This is a genomic window from Flavobacterium sp. 123 (assembly GCF_003634825.1).
In the GTDB taxonomy this organism is placed as follows: Bacteria; Bacteroidota; Bacteroidia; order Flavobacteriales; family Flavobacteriaceae; genus Flavobacterium.
Map to the genome: position 1 here is coordinate 1920398 of NZ_RBXD01000001.1, position 18836 is coordinate 1939233.

Here is an 18836-nt window from a genome sequence, read left to right on the forward strand (position 1 = left end):
AAAATGAAAATAGTTAAAAATATTCTGGTGGGTTTTGTAGTAAGCTTTTTGGGCTCAATTCCTTTGGGATATTTGAATATCATTGGTTTTGAAATCTATTATAAATTAAATCAAAGTAGTTTTGTTTTTTATTTGTTAGGGGTTGTTTTTGTTGAAATTTTTATAGTTTTTTTTACGCTTAAATTTGTAAATCAATTGGTTCGTAATGATAAATTGATGCGAGTAATTGAAATTTTAACGATTGCGTTCCTTTTATTTTTAGCCTATTTTTTTCATTCTTATTCTACTCCTAAGGCTGGAGATACTAATTATTTAGAGCGATACAATATGTATTCTCCTTTTCTAATTGGCGTGTTTTTAAATTGTATAAACTTTATGCAGCTGCCATTTTGGTCAGGTTGGAATTTGTACTTGATAAATGGGAATTATATTTCAGTTGAAAATAAATACAAATACTTTTTTATTATTGGAACTTCAATTGGAACCTTTTTCGGAATGTTTTTATTTGTTTTGTTTTTAGGCTCTTTATCTCAAAGTGGCATGTACTTTTCGAGTTACATAATACCTGTGATAGTCCCATTAATTTTTGTTGCCTTGACCTGTATCCAAGTGTATAAAGTTTTTAAAAAAAGAGTGTTTAAATGATACTTTGGCAAACAAATTTGTTTGAATAGATTGTATAAACATAAATTATATTTGCTGTTTTTTTAGCGCTTTTGCTTATTTTTGTTTCATGAAAAATATTATTGTCACAGGAACAAGTAGGGGTATAGGATTAGAATTGGTTTTGCAGTTTGCTAATGCAGGGCATCAAGTATTAGCTCTTTCTAGAAAAATTCCACAAGCTTTATTAGGAAATGAAAACATTACCTGTCTTTCTGTTGATTTATTTAAAGAATCTGAATTACAAAAAGTAGAAAATTTTCTTTCTACATCATGGAAACATATTGATGCGGTTGTGCATAATGCAGGGAGTTTATTGTTTAAACCATTTGTAGAAACTACTCAAGAAGATTTTGAAAGCATTTATAGAGTTAATGTTTTTGGCGTCGCTAATTTAACTCGTATTTGTGTGCCTTATTTACAAAAAGGGAGTCATGTTGTGACAATAAGTTCTATGGGAGGAATTCAGGGGAGTCTTAAATTCCCAGGACTTGCAGCCTATAGTTCTAGTAAAGGAGCTGTTATTACGCTGTCTGAATTATTAGCCGAAGAATACAAACAGAAAGGAATAGCTTTCAATGTTCTAGCTCTTGGGGCTGTGCAAACCGAAATGCTAGAAGAGGCTTTTCCGGGGTACCAAGCACCTATTAAGGCAGATGAAATGGCAGAATATATTTTTAATTTTACTTTGACAGGAAATAAATATTTCAATGGGAAAGTATTACAAGTTTCTTCAACAAATCCTTAACTCGTAATTCTAAACAATTGAGCGAAACCTTAGCTAGATATTTACCTGAACATGCTGTAAAGCCAGTCTTTGAGCTTATAGTGGTGAATCAAGTGCATCTCAAAATTGTGAATGAGCGCGTAACGCGTCATGGAGATTATCGAAAAGGGCTGAATGGTAAACACGAAATTACGGTTAATTCAAGTTTAAATAAATATAAGTTTTTAATCACTTTGATTCATGAGATTTCTCATTTGGTAGCATTTGAAAAATTTGGTCGAAACATCAAACCTCATGGTGACGAATGGAAATATTCTTTTCAGCGTTTAATGATTCCGTTTATTAGACCTGAAATTTTTCCCAATCATTTGTTGCCATTATTGGCTAGGCATTTTAAAAATCCAACAGCAAGTAGCGATACTGATACAACTTTATCTCTGGCACTAAAGCAGTTTGATCTGCAGAATGATAAAAATTATATTTTTGAAATTCCTTACGGAAGCGTTTTTAGAATTCAAAATGGCAAGATTTTCAAGAAGATTGCTGTAAGGACAAAACGTTTTGAGTGCATGGAATTAAATTCTGGTAAGACCTATCTTTTTAATCCAAATGCAGAAGTTGAGTTGTTAAACTCTTAGTTACTTTAGCCTTTTAAATAGGCTTCTCTTACTTTTTTAAATAATTCAGAAGAATAAACAAAGTCTACAACAGCTTCATTGTTAGTTCTGAAAATTTCTTCTTTTGTTCCTTCCCAAGCTTTTACTCCGTTTTTAAGGAACAAAATTTTATCCCCAATTTCCATAACGGAGTTCATATCATGTGTGTTGATAACCGTAGTGATATTATATTCTTCGGTGATTTCTTGGATAAGATTATCAATCAAAATAGCTGTATTTGGATCTAAACCTGAATTGGGCTCATCGCAGAATAGGTACTTTGGGTTGTTTACAATAGCACGTGCTATAGCAACACGTTTTTGCATACCTCCAGAAATTTGTGAAGGTAATTTTTTATGTGCATTTACTAAATTGACTCTTTCTAAAACAAAATCAACTCTTTCTTTAATTTTAGCTTTGCTTTCGTGTGTGAACATTTGTAATGGAAACCCAACATTTTCCTCCACGGTCATAGAATCGAATAAGGCGCTTCCTTGAAAAACCATTCCAATTTCGGTACGCAATTCTCGTTTTTCTTCCGCATCTAGTTCGGAGTAAATTCTCCCATCAAATGAGATTGTTCCAAGATCAGGCGAGTATATTCCTAAAAGACTTTTTAGTAAAACCGTTTTTCCAGAACCACTTTGTCCAATGATTAAGTTAGTTTTTCCAGCTTCAAAAACAGCAGATATACCTTTAAGTACTTTGCTATCGCCAAATGATTTTTCTATGTTTTTTATTTCTATCATGAGCCTAATAACAATTGCGTTAATATATAATTGAAAAGAATTATAGAAACTGATGTCCAAACAAATGACACTGTACTTGCTTTTCCTACTTCAAGAGCGCCACCTTTCATATAATATCCATGAAACGATGGGATTGTAGCCAATAAAAATGCAAATATTAATGTTTTTATAAAAGCATATGTTATGTGGAAAGGAATAAATTCTAACTGTGCTCCATTTATAAATTGATCACTTGAAGTAAATCCGCCATATACCGCTGCCATCCATCCGCCAAATACGCCCAGAAACATACTAATTCCAATTACAAAAGGGTAAAGCAATAAAGCAATAATTTTAGGAAAAACTAAGTAGTTTAATGCATTTACTCCCATTACTTCTAATGCATCAATTTGCTCGGTAACTCTCATAGTTCCAATGCTTGATGTGATATAAGAACCTATTTTCCCCGCCATAATTATGGATACAAAAGTAGGAGCAAACTCTAATATTACGGATTGTCTGGTTGCAAAACCGATAAGGTATTTCGGAATAAGTGGATTTGTTAAGTTTAATGCGGTTTGGATAGCTACAACTCCTCCTACGAAGAATGAAATAAAACAAACAATCCCAAGGGAATCAATGATTAAATCATCAATTTCTTTGAAGATGAGCTTTCTCATTACGGACCATTTTGTTTGTTTGCTGAAAATTTCCTTTAGCATCAAGAAATATCTTCCTATCTGCGTTGTATAGCGAATGAGCATCATAATTTTTACAAATAAGGGCTAAATTAAGGATTAGTTTGCAGTTTGTAGTTTTTTAAAAGAAGAAACTAAAAAATTTTCTCTTTCATTTTTTGTAAGCGGTAATTTCTAATGAATTTTGCTTGCTCTTTTGTTACTAATAAAGGCATGTTTGCTGATTTTGCTTTCCAGAATCCTTTGATGTAATCTAAAAACAGTAAAGGTTTCTTTTTCATCATTGCTAATTTAGCAGATGAAATGGTTGTTATCAGAAAACCGTATCCTAAGGTGTAAAAAGATTCTCCTTGTTTGTAACGTGCCGCTTTATTGTAATTAGCACCAGTAGGTTTTAAGTGTTTTACTATAAGTGATGCATCAGTCACTACTTTCCATCCGTAAAATTTAGACAGTAATTCATCTACAGTATCCCAACCCATAGCGGGTTTTAAATTGCCAATTTGCAAAAAACATTCTTTTCGATATGCTTTGAATGCTCCGCGAATATGATCTTTATCGGTAAGGTTCTCTAAAATCCATTCTCCGTTTTTTTCTACATAAGCAAAACCACCAGCCATTCCTACTTGCGAATCTTTTTTGAAAATGTCTAGAATAGTTTCAAAGTAATTATTTGGTAAAATTAAATCTCCGTCTAATTTCACTATAATATCGTACTGATCGTCAATAGTTTCAAAACCTTTATGAAAAGCCTGAATTACTTTGCTTCCAGGTAAATGAACAGCACTAGAAGATTTGTTTACTAGAGTGATAAATGGATTATTCTTAGCATAATCTAACACAATTTTGGCCGTATTATCTGTTGAATTGTCATTAACGACTACAACTTTTTTAGGCAAAACGGTTTGTGAAACTAAGGATTGCAATGTTAAGCCAATAAAGGCTTCTTCATTGTATGCAGGTATAATAATGTAGTAGTTCATTATTTGATTCTTTCAGCGTAAACAATGTAATATCTCGGAGTTAAGTACCTCAATAATGGGCGAAATCCGATTTTTTTTACAGGATGCGTAAATTTTTTACTATCGATAATTTTCCAACCAGTTTTTTCTAAAAGCCAGTCTAATTGCCAATCTTCAAATTCATGATAATGTCTGTCCCACATGTCCGTTTTGCTTCTGTAAGCAGAAGAAAACCATAGGCGTAGAGGAATTGATATAAAAAGTTTATCTGATTTTATTTCCTTCAAAATGGTGAAAGGATTCAATAAATGTTCAAAGATTTCAAAAGCAGTAACTACGTCTTGATTGTCTGTTGAAAGCCCTGTTTGATTCAAATCTAAATCTTCGCCAGTTGTGTTTTTTACTGAAAAACCTTCGGCTTTCATTATTTTAGAAAAAGGATTTTCAACACCTAAATCTAAAATAGTCTCAGAAGTTGAGATGTGTTTTTTTAAAAATTCTAAAGTATGTTTGAATCTTTTATTCGGAAACGTTTTTTCGTACATTATTTTATTGTTTAAAGCTTAAAGTTTGAGGTTTTGTATTCTGTCAAGGAACTTTAAACTTTAAACTTTAAACTTTTTATTTAATATCTATAAACAAAGGCGTTGACATTCATTCCTGCGCCAACGGATGCAAAGATAAGAACATCTCCTTTATGTAGTTCTTGATTTTCGATTTTTCCTTGAATTAATAAGTCAAAAAGTGTTGGTACAGTTGCCACACTGCTATTTCCTAATTCGTGGATGCTCATTGGCATTACATCTTTTGGAGGTGTTTTGCCATATAATTTATAAAAACGATGAATAATGGCTTCGTCCATTTTTTCATTAGCTTGATGAATCAGGATTTTTTTGACATGCTCAATAGCAATTCCGCTTTTGTCTAAACAGCTTTTCATTGCAGCTGGAACTTGGCTTAATGCAAACTCGTAAATTTTACGACCATACATTTTTATATAACGTACATCTGAATCTAAATCAGGGTTGTATGATTTTCCAAAAAACAAATAATGAGCTTCGTCAATTGCAAAGGTGGCGTTTTCGTAAGATAACATTCCAGATTCATCGTCAGAAGCTTGAATTATAGAAGCGCCAGCTCCATCAGAATATATCATTGAATCTCTGTCATGTGGATCTGTTACTCTAGACAAAGTTTCTGAACCTATTACCAAGCATGTTTTTGCCATTCCTGATTTTATGTAGGCATTGGCTTGAAGTACGCCTTCAATCCATCCTGGGCATCCAAAAAGGATGTCAAAAGCAACGCATTTTGGATTTTTTATTTGTAGTTTGTTTTTAACACGTGTCGCTAAACTTGGCAACATATCCGACTGAATTGTACCGTGTTTTACATCCCCAAAATTATGGGCAAAAATAATGTAATCAATAGTTTCAGGATCAATATTAGCATTTTTTATCGCTTTTTGTGAAGCAAAAAAAGCTAAGTCTGATGAATTTAGATGGTCTTCTGCATAACGCCTGTGTTCAATTCCTGTGATTCCTTTAAACTTGTTTATTACAACTTCATTTGGGTAACCAAAAGGGGTTCCATCTTCATTTAGAAATACATGTTTATCAAAATCTGTATTGCTTACTTTTACTTCGGGAATATAACTTCCTATTCCGGTTATTTTTATTTTCATCGAGCAGTTTTCCAAAATTTTAAGCTAATTTACGCATTAAAAAATAATAACAGTAACAAAACTTGTTATGCATGCATATATTGTTAGATAATCACTTTTATTTGTAAAAATGATTATTTTTTAACAAAAAATGTTGCTTTTCTAGTTGCAAGATTGTTAATGCTTGTGTTTTTTTACATTAAAGTAAAGATAATCAGAATTTGAAACTGACAAAAAAAATGTCCCGATTTCTCGAGACATTTTTTTTAAGAATATTAGCTTTCCATATAGGCTTCTATAGGAGCGCAAGAGCAAACTAAATTGCGATCGCCATAAGCATCATCCGCTCTACGAACTGTAGGCCAGAATTTGTTTTCGGCAATATAATCTAATGGAAAAGCTGCTTGTTCTCTTGTATATGGGAAATCCCAAGAATCAGAAGTTAACATAGTTAAGGTATGAGGTGAATTTTTCAAAACATTATTTTTATCTTCTAATGTTGAAGCTTCTATTTCTTTTCTGATTGAAATCATTGCATCACAAAAACGATCAAGTTCTTCTAAGTTTTCACTTTCAGTAGGTTCAATCATCAATGTTCCAGCTACAGGAAATGAAACGGTTGGTGCGTGAAAACCATAATCCATTAAACGTTTCGCAATATCTGTAACTTCAATTCCTTTTTGTTTAAAAGGGCGACATTCTAAAATCATTTCGTGAGCAGCACGTCCCATCTCACCAGAATATAGCGTGTCGTAATGCCCGTTTAATTTTTCTTTGATATAGTTTGCATTTAAAATGGCATGTTCAGTTGCTTCTTTTAAACCTTCGGCACCTAACATTGAAATGTAACCATAAGAAATTAAGCAAACTAAAGCTGATCCCCATGGAGCAGATGAAATTGCTGTAATAGCATTTGAACCTCCAGTTGGTATTACAGGATTTGTTGGTAAAAATGGTACTAATTGTGGTGCTACACAAATAGGGCCAACTCCAGGTCCACCACCACCGTGAGGAATTGCAAACGTTTTGTGTAAGTTTAAGTGACAAACATCAGCGCCAATAGTTGCAGGATTTGTTAATCCTACTTGTGCGTTCATATTTGCACCATCCATATATACTTGGCCACCATTATCGTGGATTAACTGCGTAATTTCTTTAATAGCACTTTCAAAAACGCCATGAGTTGAAGGATAAGTTACCATCAAACAAGATAAATTGTCTTTGTGAAGGATTGCTTTTTCACGTAAATCTTCAACATCTATATTTCCATTTTCAAGAGTTTTAGTAACAATTACTTTCATTCCTGCCATAGCTGCTGATGCTGGATTTGTTCCGTGGGCTGATGATGGTATTAAAGCAATGTTTCTGTGATGATCACCTCTTGATTGGTGGTACGCACGAATAACCATAAGTCCTGCGTATTCTCCTTGAGCACCTGAATTAGGCTGTAAAGTTGTTCCTGCAAAACCAGTAATAACATTTAATTGTTGTTCCAGTTTGGTTAACATTTCTTGATAACCTTGTGCTTGGTCAAGTGGTACGAATGGATGAATGTTGTTCCATTGTGGCATACTTAATGGAAGCATTTCTGAAGCAGCATTCAATTTCATTGTGCATGAACCTAATGAAATCATAGAGTGATTCAATGATAAATCTTTACGTTCTAACATTTTGATGTAACGCATCATTGCAGACTCAGAATGGTATTTGTTGAATACATCATGTTGTAAAAACAATGATGTTCTGTTTAGATTTTCAGAAAAATGATTCGTTGCTGTTAGTTCTTCAATTGTTGCTGCCTTTGTCCCTTTTGCGGAAGCAAAAACACCAATAATTTTATTTAAATCAGAAATACTAGTTGTTTCGTTTAAAGAAATTGAAACCGTATTTTCGTCGATATAGTGAAAGTTAATTTCGTTTTGTAAAGCTATTGTAGCTACTTTATTAGCATCTGCTTTTACAACGATAGTGTCGAAAAAAGCGGTGTTGTTTTGTTCAAAACCTAATTTACCTAATTCATTTGCTAAAGTAGCCGCTGATGCATGAACCTTGTCAGCAATATATTTCAAGCCTTTTGGACCATGATATACCGCATACATTCCAGCCATAACGGATAATAAAACTTGTGCTGTACAAATGTTTGAAGTTGCTTTATCACGTTTGATATGTTGTTCACGTGTTTGCAAAGCCATACGTAAGGCACGGTTTCCATTTGTATCTACAGTAACACCGATAATTCTTCCAGGCATACTTCTTTTGTACTCGTCTTTAGTAGCAAAATAAGCTGCGTGTGGACCACCGTAACCTAATGGAATTCCAAAACGTTGCGTAGTTCCAAAGACAACATCAGTTCCCATTTCACCTGGAGGAGTCAGTTTAGCCAAACTTAAAATATCAGCAGCAACAGCTACTTTTATTTCTTTAGCTGCAGCGGTAGCAATGAAGTTTGCATAATCATGAACCTGACCAAATTTTCCGGGATATTGAAGTATAGCTCCAAAAAACTCATTTGAAAAATCAAAAGTCTCATGGTTTCCTACTACTAATTCTACTCCAATTGGTGTAGAACGTGTAAGTAAAACAGATAATGTTTGTGGTAGTATTTCTTCAGAAACGAAGAATTTATTAACATTGTTTTTCTTTTGGTCGCGTGATCTTACATCAAATAATAAAGCCATCGCTTCGGCAGCTGCAGTTCCCTCATCTAATAAAGAAGCATTTGCAATTTCCATTCCTGTTAATTCAATAACCATTGTTTGGAAATTCAATATTGCTTCTAATCTACCTTGGGCAATTTCAGCTTGATAAGGTGTGTAAGCCGTGTACCATCCTGGATTTTCAAAGATATTTCTTTGGATTACAGCAGGAACAATAGCTTGGTTGTACCCTAAACCAATGTACGATTGAAACATTTTATTTTTATTGCCTAATTGCTGGATATGATTGGTAAATTCATACTCGGTCATGGCCGGGTCTAAATCAAGAGGGGTTTTTAAACGAATGTCATTTGGAATAGTTTCGTTTACAAGTTGTTCAATAGATTCAACTCCAATTGTTTTTAACATATATTGAAGGTCATTCTCTCTTGGGCCAATGTGTCTTAAAGCAAAAGCATCTGTTTTCATATAGAAATAAAAGTGTTGTTTTTTTGTGGTGCAAAATTAAGTATTATTAATAATTTAAAAGGTATTTATCCCCTCATTTTTTATGAACTTTTCAACTAAATGATGGTTTTGTTCATAAATGATTAATTTTGTCTAATGAGAATTTTCAAACAAATATTGAATTTTTATATCAATAGCAGTATTCACGTGGGATTATCGTGCTATGCGTTAGTGCGGATGACACAATACATGTTCCACATTCCATCAGATGAATCGGTAGCAAATTTTGCTTTTTTTGGAACTATTATGGGGTATAATTTTGTTAAATATGATGCCTTGACAAGAACTCATAAATTAGAACTCAGGAAAGAGTTGAAGTTGATTATTTTATTTAGTTTTTGTTCTTTTCTTTTGGCAGGTTATTATTTTTTTCAACTTCAAAGAATTGTGCAAGTAATATCGGTTGCCTTTTTGGGAATACTTTTATTGTATACACTTCCTTTTTTTCCAAATAAGAAAAATGCAAGAAACTGGGCTGGTGTAAAAATTTACATTGTGGCTTTGTGTTGGGTTGGAGTCACTATAATACTGCCTTTGTTAAATGCAAATGTGTCAGTTGGTTCTGATTTCTATTTTAAATGTGTACAGCGATTTATCTTAATATTCGTTTTGGTGCTTGTGTTTGAAATTATTGATTTAAAAAATGACGATCCTCATTTGCAAACTGTTCCGCAACAAATAGGGGTGAAACACACTAAAATACTAGGATATATTTTATTAATTGTTTTTTGTGGATTAGAATTTTTAAATAGTCATATAAATGGCAATTTTCAATCCGTGCCCTTGCAATTGGTATTGATTTTTGTTGTTGCAATTGTTGTTGCTTTATTTTTGGCTTTTGCCAATGAAAATAGGTCTAAATATTATACTTCTTTTTGGGTCGAAAGTATCCCTATTTTTTGGTGGTTATTTTTGATTTCACTGCAATAAAAAAGCCAAAGCAGGCATGCTTTGGCTCATAATAATAATTTAAAATCTAAAATTATATCAATCCCGCACGTTTTAATAATGCATCTGGTTTTGGTTCTTGACCTCTAAATCGTTTGTACAAAATCATTGGTTGTTCTGTACCTCCTTTAGAAAGTATGTTTTCCTTGAATTTTGTGGCAACTTCTTTGTTGAAAATGCCTTTTTCTTGAAAATAAGCAAAAGCATCTGCGTCTAACACTTCAGCCCATTTGTAGCTGTAATATCCAGAAGAGTAGCCTCCTTGAAAAATGTGTGAAAAGGAAACGCTCATACAGTTTTCGGCTACATCTGGATATAGATTAGTTTTTTCAAAAGCGGCTTTTTCAAAAGCTTTAATATCTGTAATAGCAGATGGATTGTTACTATGGAAAGCCATATCTAATAATCCAAAACTGATTTGTCTCAAGGTTGCCATTCCTTCTTGAAAACTAGCGCTTTCTTTTATTTTTTCTACATATTCTTGAGGAATAACTTCTCCAGTTTGGTAATGTTTAGCAAACAAAGCTAATGCTTCAGGCTCATAACACCAGTTTTCCATGATTTGACTTGGTAATTCAACAAAATCCCAATATACAGAAGTTCCTGATAAACTTGGATAGGTTGTATTAGCCAACATACCGTGTAATCCGTGTCCAAATTCGTGAAACAAAGTAGTTACTTCATTGAATGTCAACAAAGATGGTTTTGTTTCGGTTGGTTTTGTGAAATTACAAACATTTGATATGTGTGGTCTTTCGTTGATTCCGTCTTTTATAAATTGTGACTTGTAGCTTGTCATCCAAGCGCCATTTCGCTTTCCTTTTCTTGGAAAAAAATCAGCGTAAAAAATAGCAACTAAGTCGTTTTTCTCATCTTTTACCTCATAAGTTGTAACTTCTTCATGGTATTTATCAATGTCAAAAATCTCTGTGAATGTTAATCCGTAAAGTTTTCCGGCAATGGTAAAAGCTCCATTCAGAACGTTTTCTAACTGAAAGTATGGTTTCAGTTTTTCATCGTCTAAGTTGAATAACTTTTGTTTTAATTTTTCTGAATAATAAGCGCCATCCCATTTTTCTAAGTGGTCAATTCTGTCTAATTCTTTAGCAAAAGCAGTTAGCTCTGCAAATTCTCGTTCAGCTGCAGGCTTAGCTTTATCTAATAAATCATTCAAAAATGACTTAACTTTATCTGGATTTTGAGCCATGCGTTCTTCTAAAACAAAATGAGCATGTGTTTCGTATCCTAATAAGTTAGCTCTTTCGTAGCGTAACTTAGCAATTTTTAAGGTAATTTCTTTGTTGTCAAATTCATTTCCTTGAAATGCTTTTTTACCAGCAGCAATTGCAATTTCTTTTCGTAATTCGCGATTATCAGCATAAGTTACAAACGGAATGTAACTCGGGAAATCTAAAGTAAAAATCCAACCTTCTAATTCTTTTGATTTGGCTAATGATTTTGCCGCTTCAATAGTGCCTTCTGGCAAACCTTTTAGGTCACTTTCGTTTGTGATGTGTAATTGGTAATTATTAGTTTCCGCTAAAACATTTTCGCCAAAAGTCAATTTTAGTTTGGCTAATTCAGTGTCTATTTCTCTTAGTTTTATTTTTTTATCCTCAGCTAATAAGGCGCCATTTCTAGAGAAATTTTTGAATTTTTTGTCTAATAAAGTAGCTTGTTCTGCAGTTAGATTCAAACTGTCTTTTTGTTCGTAAACGGCTTTTACTTTATTGAATAAATCTTCGTTTAAAGTAATGTCATTGCTAAATTCAGTTAAAAGTGGTGATACCTTTTGCGCAATTTTTTGCATTTCGTCACAAGTTTCGGCTGAATTCAGGTTGAAGAAAATAGATGATAATCGCTCTAAAAGATTTCCTGAGAAATCCAAAGCAACAATTGTGTTTTCAAAAGTTGGTGCTTCTGTGTTTTTGATAATAGCATCAATTTCTGCTTTGGCAGTAGCTATGTTTACAATGAAATCAGGTTCGTAATCCTCCAATTTTATTTGTGAAAATGGAGCAGTATCGTATTTTGTATTGAAATGTTGTGTTAGAATGCTCATGGTGTTTTTTTTAGCCCCGATGGAAGTGGCATCCTTTTTTGAGGTTTTTACCGAAAAAAAGATATAACGTACAGCGGGAAATAGCTCCTGAAAAAAATCAGGAAGGGTTTGGTATTATTTTTTTAAACCTTCGGCTGCTTTGTTGACTGCATCTTTCAAACCTTCTTTGTATAAGATGATTTTGTCTAAAACACATTTGTCGTGGCTTCCGATGATTTGAGCAGCTAGAATTCCGGCATTTTTAGAACCATTTAGCGCTACAGTTGCAACAGGAACGCCGCCAGGCATTTGTAAAATTGACAAAACGCTGTCCCAACCATCAATAGAATTGCTTGATTTTACAGGGACTCCAATTACGGGAAGCGGCGACATAGAAGCGACCATTCCGGGTAAGTGTGCAGCGCCACCAGCTCCAGCAATAATTACGGAAATGCCGCGTTTATGTGCGTTTTTGCTGAAATCAAAAAGTTTTTCGGGAGTTCTGTGTGCTGATACAATATCAACTTCTATTTCTATATCAAATCCTTGTAAAATGTCTATGGCGTCTTGCATTACTGGCATGTCAGAGATGCTTCCCATTATTACGGCTACTTTGCTCATTTGTTTTTATTTAAAGATTGAAAAATTTAAAGATTGAATTATTTACGCAATAATTTTCGAATTTTTAAATCATTGAATTTTTTAATTTTCACTTATTACTCGTATTGTATTTTTGACATCTTCGGCTATTTTTCGAGCTTCTTTGATGTCTTGGTTTGTAATGGTTACATGTCCCATTTTTCGGAAAGGACGGGTTTGTTTCTTTCCGTAAATGTGTGGTGTAACGCCATTCCAACCTAATATTTTTTCGATATTTTGATAAACTACATTTCCAGAAAAACCTTCTTCGCCAACTAAATTCACCATAATTCCAGCTACTTTACTGTCAGTATTTCCTAATGGTAAATCTAGAATAGCACGTAAATGGTTTTCGAATTGAGAAGTGTAACTCGCCTCGATAGAATAATGACCGGAATTGTGTGGGCGAGGTGCAACTTCATTCACGAGTATTTCGTCCTCATTAGTTTGAAACATTTCAACTGCCAAAAGACCAACATGATTGAATTTTTCAGAAACATTCAAAGCAATTGCTCTGGCTTTATCAGCTATTTTGTTATCAATTCGTGCAGGGCAAATAACATATTCTACTTGGTTTGCTTCTGGATGAAATTCCATTTCTACCACTGGATAAGTTTTTATTTCTCCAGATGGATTGCGGCATACAATAACGGCTAATTCGTTTTTGAACGGAATCATTTTTTCCGCAATGCATTCTACATTTGGTAAAGTATCTAAATCAGTTATTTGTCGAATGACTTTTACGCCGTTTCCATCGTAACCAAATTCAGTACATTTCCATACAAAAGGCATCTCGACTGCGCTCAATGTGACAGCTGATTTTAGATTCTGAAGATTTTCAAATCGCTCAAAAGATGCTGTCGGAATATTGTTTTTTACATAAAAATCTTTCTGAATTCCTTTGTTTTGAATTAGTTTCAAGGTTTTTGGCGAAGGATATACTTTTAGACCTTCTTCTTCAAGTTTTACTAAGGCCTCTAAATTAACCAATTCAATTTCGAAGGTTAAAACATCCACTTGTTTTCCGAAATTATAAACGGTTTCAAAATCCATTAAATCGCCTTTGAAGAACTTATTACAGGCAATTTTGCAAGGTGCTTCATCACTTGGGTCAAGAATATAGGTTTGAATGTCAAATTTTCTAGTGTCAAACAAGAGCATTTTGCCCAATTGCCCGCCGCCGAGAATTCCTAATTTAAAATCGGAAGAAAAATAATTCATTATGATAGTGTTTGTTGTTCGCAAAGATACTTTATAATGATTGAATTGAAAAGTGCTATTTTATTTTCTTCGAAATATCCTGATTTTAACTTTTTCGTTATAACAATCTACTTATTTTGAATTTTATGTAATATCGAAAGCATTTTTTCGAAATTTCATTTAAAAATACAAATTAATGAGCAATTACCGTTTGTCAAATACGAATTCTGTATCTTTGTACATTATTTTAAAAGCAAAAATAATGATACAACTTCACGATAAACAATTTGTTCCGTTTATTTCTGCTAAAGAAATAGACTTTGCTATTGCTAAAATGGTTGCGCTAATCGAAGATGATTTTGCGGATGAAACGCCAGTTTTTATTGGGGTTTTGAATGGGTCTTTTATGGTTGTTTCGGATTTTATGAAGAAATATAAAAAGCCATGTGAATTAAGTTTTATAAAAATGGCTTCATACGAAGGAACTTCAACAACAAATGATGTAAAACAGTTGATTGGTTTAAATCAAGATTTATCTGGACGTACTGTTGTTGTAATTGAAGACATCGTTGATACAGGAAACACATTAGTAGAACTAAAAGAATTGTTTAAAAAACAAAATGTGAAGCGTTTCAAAATTGCCACTTTGTTTTTTAAACCCGAAGCTTATAAAAAAGAAGTTAAAATAGATTATGTGGGAATTAGAATCCCTAATAAATTTATTGTAGGTTATGGTTTAGACTATGATGGTCTAGGTCGAAATTTACCAGAAGTATATCAATTAAAAGAATAACTATATTATAACTATGACTAACATTGTTTTATTTGGGAAACCAGGAGCAGGAAAAGGAACTCAAGCTGAGTTTTTAAAAGAAAAATACAAATTAACACATATTTCAACAGGTGACGTTTTTCGTTATAACTTAAAAAACGACACTGAATTAGGAAAACAAGCTAGAGTTTTTATGGACGCTGGAGATTTAGTTCCTGATGAATTGACAACCAAAATGCTTATTGATGAGGTGAATAAACATCCAGATACAAATGGAATTTTGTTTGATGGATATCCTAGAACTATTTCACAAGCAGAAGCTTTGGATGCTTTTTTAGAATCAATTGGATCAAATGTAGCAGGAACAATTGCACTTGAAGCGGATGATGAAATCTTAATTGCAAGATTGTTAGAAAGAGGAAAAACAAGTGGGAGAATTGACGATCAAGATGAAGATAAAATCAGAAATCGTTACCAAGAATATAATGAAAAAACAGCTCCTTTAATGGATTATTATAAAGGACAAGGTAAGTTTTATGCAGTGAACGGAATAGGTTCAATCGCTGAGATTACCGAAAGAGTTAGTAATGTAATTGATAATTTGAAGTAGTTATCCAGCTGTACGTTCAGAACCGTATTTAATTTTTTCAAAATAGTAGAATGTCTTGGGATATTTGCTGTTTGAAAAACTAGTTTTCTAGATTTCGGTTACAGTCAACGGAGCTAAAAAATCAGATTGCAAATTGCAAAGAGATTTAACGAATAAACTAAAAATTGGAAATACTAATAATATTTTTTCTAATACTGTTAAATGGGGTTTTCTCAATGTCAGAAATCGCTCTGATTTCGGCAAGGAAAAATAGATTAGAAACCGCAGCAAAAAAAGGAAATAAGAACGCTCAAACCGCATTGGATTTAGCTAATTCTCCAAATAAATTTTTGTCTACGGTTCAAATCGGAATTACACTTATAGGGATTTTAACCGGTATTTATAGTGGTGATAAAATCACCAAAGATGTTGAGGTTTTTGTCAGTTCATACGAAGTGATAAAACCTTTTGCACATTCGTTTTCTGTTGGGATTGTAGTAATGATTTTAACCTTTTTTTCTTTGGTTTTAGGCGAATTATTGCCAAAAAGAATTGGATTAAATCATCCCGAATCAATTGCAAAAGCAGTTGCGTTCCCAATGAAAATAATATCTGTAATTACAGCTCCTTTTATATGGTTGTTAACCACATCAACAGAATTTTTGTTAGATATTCTTCAGATTAAGCCAACAGCTGATGGAAAAGTTACTGAAGAAGAAATAAAAGCGATTATAAAAGAAGGTACAGAAGTAGGTGAAGTTCAAGAGATTGAGCAAGATATTGTAGAGCGTGTTTTTCATATTGGAGATAGAAAAGTGAACTCTTTGATGACTCATAGAAAATCAGTTGTATTTTTGCCTTTGCATTCTAATAAAGAACAAGTAAAGGAGTTTATGCTCAAAGAATTGCATTCGATTTATCCTGTTTTTGGAGAAAATTATGATGATATTGTTGGGGTAGTTAATTTGAAAAATATATTTGCTCATTTTGAAAACGGGGATTTTGATTTAGCAGATATTATGACGGAGGCGCCATTTATGATGGAGCAAACCACAGCTTATAAAGCATTAGAAGAATTTAAAAAAACAGGAATACATTACGCTTTTGTTTCGGATGAATATGGTGTTTTTCAAGGTGTGATTACGTTGAATGATATTTTGGAAGCTTTAGTTGGTAATGCTTCTGATTTCTATAAAGATGATTTTCAATTAATAGAGCGTGAAGATGGAACTTGGTTAGTTGATGGACATTATTCATTGCATGATTTTTTGACTTACTTTGAGTTAGATGAATTGATAAATGATTATGAAGTAACTACGGTAAGTGGATTGATTATGACTGAACTTTCGCATATTCCAAAACAAGGAGAAAAATTGATTTGGCAAAAGTTCGAATTAGAAGTCATTGATATGGATGGCGTGAAAATTGATAAAGTGATGGTGAAAGCCTTAAAATAATAGTGTTCAGTATTCAGATTTTAGTATTCAGTAAGCACACTGACCACTAATAGCCGAATATTGACCACTGAATACTAAAAAAAATGACAGAAGGGAATTTTGTAGACTACGTAAAAATTTATGTTTCTTCCGGAAAAGGAGGGAAAGGATCTACGCATTTACATAGAGAAAAATTTATTGAAAAAGGAGGGCCAGATGGTGGAGATGGTGGTCGTGGAGGACATGTTTATTTAGTTGGAAACAGAGGACTTTGGACTTTGTTTCACCTGAAATTTGCCCGTCATATAAAAGCAGGTCATGGTGGTGACGGTGGCGGAGATAGAAGTACTGGTGCTGATGGAGAAGATAAATTTATTGAAGTTCCTTTAGGGACAGTAGTAAAAGATAAAGAAACAGGTGAAGTCTTATTTGAAATTACTGAAGATGGAGAAAAGCAAATACTTTCTCGTGGAGGTAAAGGAGGATTAGGAAACTGGCATTTTAGAAGTTCAACCAATCAAACGCCAAGATACTCTCAGCCAGGTTTGCCAGGAGTAGAAATGGATGTGATTTTAGAATTGAAAGTTTTGGCTGATGTAGGTTTGGTAGGTTTTCCTAATGCGGGTAAATCAACCTTATTATCGGTGCTTACTTCTGCAAAACCAAAAATTGCAGATTATCCGTTTACAACATTAAAGCCAAATCTTGGAATTGTAGCCTATAGAGATTTTCAATCTTTTGTAATTGCGGATATTCCTGGAATTATTGAAGGAGCAGCAGAAGGAAAAGGACTTGGTCACTATTTCTTGCGTCATATTGAACGAAACTCAACTTTATTGTTTTTAGTTCCTGTAGATACTCCAGATATCAAGGCGGAGTATGATATTCTAGTAAATGAATTGACAAAATACAATCCAGAAATGCTTGATAAAGAGCGTTTATTAGTGATTTCAAAATGTGATATGCTTGATGATGAGCTAAAAGCAGAATTGAAAACAGAATTAGATGTTTCTTTTAAAGATGTTCCTTACATGTTTATTTCATCTGTTGCGCAACAAGGGTTGACGGAATTAAAAGATAAATTGTGGAAAATGTTAAATGATTAATTTTGTGTTTTCTTAAATTATAAAAAATCTCGTAAGTATTACGAGATTTTTTTTTGTAAAACAGTTAAACCTTTCCTAATCCTTGTCGGCTTAGAATTATAAATTTTCCTATTTTTGAAGAATGAAACAATTAGTAATTTCTTTTTTATTATTTCCTCTTTTGATTTGGTCCCAAACCAATTTCGAAAAAGCTGAAAAGTTTTTCAAAGAAGAGAAATTCAATCAAGCTAAGCCAATCTTCGAATCTATTTTAAAAAATAATCCATCTGATTTCAAGACAATTGAATATTTGGGTGATATCGCAGGATTAGAAAAATCATGGGATAAAGCTATTTTTTATTATAAAAAACTAAAACAATTAAAACCTACTGAAGCTGATTATTTCTACAAATATGGTGGAGCAATGGGTATGAAAGCAAAGGAAGTTAATAAGTTTAGAGCTCTTGGAATGATTGATGAAGTTAGAGAGAGTTTTGAAAAAGCGATTGTTTTAAATTCTGGTCATGTCGACGCAAGGTGGGCCTTGATAGAATTGAATTTACAACTTCCAGCTATAGTTGGCGGAAGTGAGTCAGAGGCTATAAAATATTCGAATGAACTTTTAAAATTATCTCCCGTTGATGGATATCTGTCCAGAGGAAGAATAGAGGAGCATTTTAAAAGGTATAAAGCATCTGAACTACAATATAAAAAAGCAATTTCAATAGCAGGATCAAAAATGTGCTATCAAGTACTAGCTAATTTGTATAAGAATAAAATGAATGAGCCAGAGAAGGCTAAAAATGTTTTAGAGGAATTAAGAAAAAAAGAACTGTCAGAGAATCTTTAAATTTAGATTACTGAT

The 18836-nt window shown here is 33.0% G+C and carries 18 protein-coding genes; 9 read left to right on the top strand and 9 right to left on the bottom strand.

The window, feature by feature from the left end:
• Positions 1-3 precede the first annotated feature (3 nt).
• The 3 genes from C8C88_RS08290 (at position 4) to C8C88_RS08300 (ending at position 2028) form a co-directional block, all read left to right on the top strand.
• Positions 4-645 carry a hypothetical protein gene (locus C8C88_RS08290; protein WP_121337649.1) on the top strand — a complete coding sequence of 214 codons (642 nt, stop codon included), beginning with the start codon at positions 4-6 and terminating at the stop codon, positions 643-645.
• Between the two features lie 88 nt (positions 646-733).
• The gene (locus C8C88_RS08295; RefSeq protein WP_121337650.1) at positions 734-1411 is read left to right on the top strand and encodes an SDR family oxidoreductase; all 678 of its coding nucleotides are present in this window, start codon (positions 734-736) and stop codon (positions 1409-1411) included.
• 17 nt (positions 1412-1428) lie between these two features.
• Positions 1429-2028 (top strand): SprT-like domain-containing protein, encoded by a 600-nt coding sequence (locus tag C8C88_RS08300; RefSeq protein WP_121337651.1) that lies wholly within the window; start codon positions 1429-1431, stop codon positions 2026-2028.
• Between the two features lie 5 nt (positions 2029-2033).
• Here the strand turns inward: C8C88_RS08300 and C8C88_RS08305 are convergent, their stop codons facing one another.
• The 6 genes from C8C88_RS08305 to gcvP form a co-directional block, all read right to left on the bottom strand.
• The gene (locus tag C8C88_RS08305; RefSeq protein ID WP_121337652.1) at positions 2034-2795 is read right to left on the bottom strand and encodes an ABC transporter ATP-binding protein; all 762 of its coding nucleotides are present in this window, start codon (positions 2793-2795) and stop codon (positions 2034-2036) included.
• The gene (locus tag C8C88_RS08310; RefSeq protein WP_121337653.1) at positions 2792-3541 is read right to left on the bottom strand and encodes an ABC transporter permease; all 750 of its coding nucleotides are present in this window, start codon (positions 3539-3541) and stop codon (positions 2792-2794) included. Before C8C88_RS08310 ends, C8C88_RS08305 begins: the two co-directional genes overlap by 4 nt.
• 65 nt (positions 3542-3606) lie before the next feature.
• Positions 3607-4455 carry a glycosyltransferase family 2 protein gene (locus C8C88_RS08315; RefSeq protein WP_121337654.1) on the bottom strand — a complete coding sequence of 283 codons (849 nt, stop codon included), beginning with the start codon at positions 4453-4455 and terminating at the stop codon, positions 3607-3609.
• Entirely contained in the window at positions 4455-4979 is a 525-nt protein-coding gene (locus tag C8C88_RS08320; RefSeq protein ID WP_121337655.1) for a methyltransferase, read from the bottom strand. The genes C8C88_RS08315 and C8C88_RS08320 overlap by 1 nt, the downstream gene beginning before the upstream one ends.
• Before the next feature lie 80 nt (positions 4980-5059).
• Positions 5060-6118 carry a 3-oxoacyl-ACP synthase III family protein gene (locus C8C88_RS08325; RefSeq protein WP_121337656.1) on the bottom strand — a complete coding sequence of 353 codons (1059 nt, stop codon included), beginning with the start codon at positions 6116-6118 and terminating at the stop codon, positions 5060-5062.
• Positions 6119-6372: 254 nt separating this feature from the next.
• Positions 6373-9222, bottom strand: a complete 2850-nt coding sequence (gcvP, locus tag C8C88_RS08330) for an aminomethyl-transferring glycine dehydrogenase (protein ID WP_121337657.1) — start codon at positions 9220-9222, stop codon at positions 6373-6375.
• Between the two features lie 135 nt (positions 9223-9357).
• On the opposite strand from gcvP, the gene C8C88_RS08335 reads away from it, so the two are divergent.
• On the top strand, positions 9358-10191 hold the full coding sequence (locus C8C88_RS08335) for a hypothetical protein (protein WP_121337658.1): 834 nt from the start codon (positions 9358-9360) through the stop codon (positions 10189-10191).
• A gap of 52 nt (positions 10192-10243) precedes the next feature.
• Here C8C88_RS08335 and C8C88_RS08340 read toward each other — a convergent pair whose 3' ends face one another.
• The 3 genes from C8C88_RS08340 to C8C88_RS08350 form a co-directional block, all read right to left on the bottom strand.
• Positions 10244-12271 carry a M3 family metallopeptidase gene (locus C8C88_RS08340; protein WP_121337659.1) on the bottom strand — a complete coding sequence of 676 codons (2028 nt, stop codon included), beginning with the start codon at positions 12269-12271 and terminating at the stop codon, positions 10244-10246.
• Between the two features lie 114 nt (positions 12272-12385).
• Positions 12386-12871, bottom strand: coding sequence for a 5-(carboxyamino)imidazole ribonucleotide mutase (gene purE, locus C8C88_RS08345; protein WP_121337660.1), 486 nt, complete (start codon positions 12869-12871; stop codon positions 12386-12388).
• Between the two features lie 81 nt (positions 12872-12952).
• The gene (locus tag C8C88_RS08350) at positions 12953-14110 is read right to left on the bottom strand and encodes a 5-(carboxyamino)imidazole ribonucleotide synthase (protein ID WP_121337661.1); all 1158 of its coding nucleotides are present in this window, start codon (positions 14108-14110) and stop codon (positions 12953-12955) included.
• A gap of 241 nt (positions 14111-14351) precedes the next feature.
• Here C8C88_RS08350 and hpt point away from each other — a divergent pair, with 241 nt between their 5' ends.
• The 5 genes from hpt to C8C88_RS08375 all read left to right on the top strand — a co-directional run bounded on the left by hpt (position 14352) and on the right by C8C88_RS08375 (position 18821).
• The gene (gene hpt / locus C8C88_RS08355; protein ID WP_121338619.1) at positions 14352-14882 is read left to right on the top strand and encodes a hypoxanthine phosphoribosyltransferase; all 531 of its coding nucleotides are present in this window, start codon (positions 14352-14354) and stop codon (positions 14880-14882) included.
• A 13-nt stretch (positions 14883-14895) separates the two neighbouring features.
• Positions 14896-15471 (top strand): adenylate kinase, encoded by a 576-nt coding sequence (locus C8C88_RS08360; RefSeq protein WP_121337662.1) that lies wholly within the window; start codon positions 14896-14898, stop codon positions 15469-15471.
• Between the two features lie 164 nt (positions 15472-15635).
• Complete coding sequence (locus tag C8C88_RS08365; protein WP_121337663.1) at positions 15636-16907, top strand: hemolysin family protein; 1272 nt, start codon at positions 15636-15638, stop codon at positions 16905-16907.
• A gap of 83 nt (positions 16908-16990) precedes the next feature.
• The gene (gene obgE, locus C8C88_RS08370; protein ID WP_121337664.1) at positions 16991-17992 is read left to right on the top strand and encodes a GTPase ObgE; all 1002 of its coding nucleotides are present in this window, start codon (positions 16991-16993) and stop codon (positions 17990-17992) included.
• Between the two features lie 121 nt (positions 17993-18113).
• On the top strand, positions 18114-18821 hold the full coding sequence (locus C8C88_RS08375) for a lipopolysaccharide assembly protein LapB (protein WP_121337665.1): 708 nt from the start codon (positions 18114-18116) through the stop codon (positions 18819-18821).
• Positions 18822-18836: the final 15 nt, after the last annotated feature.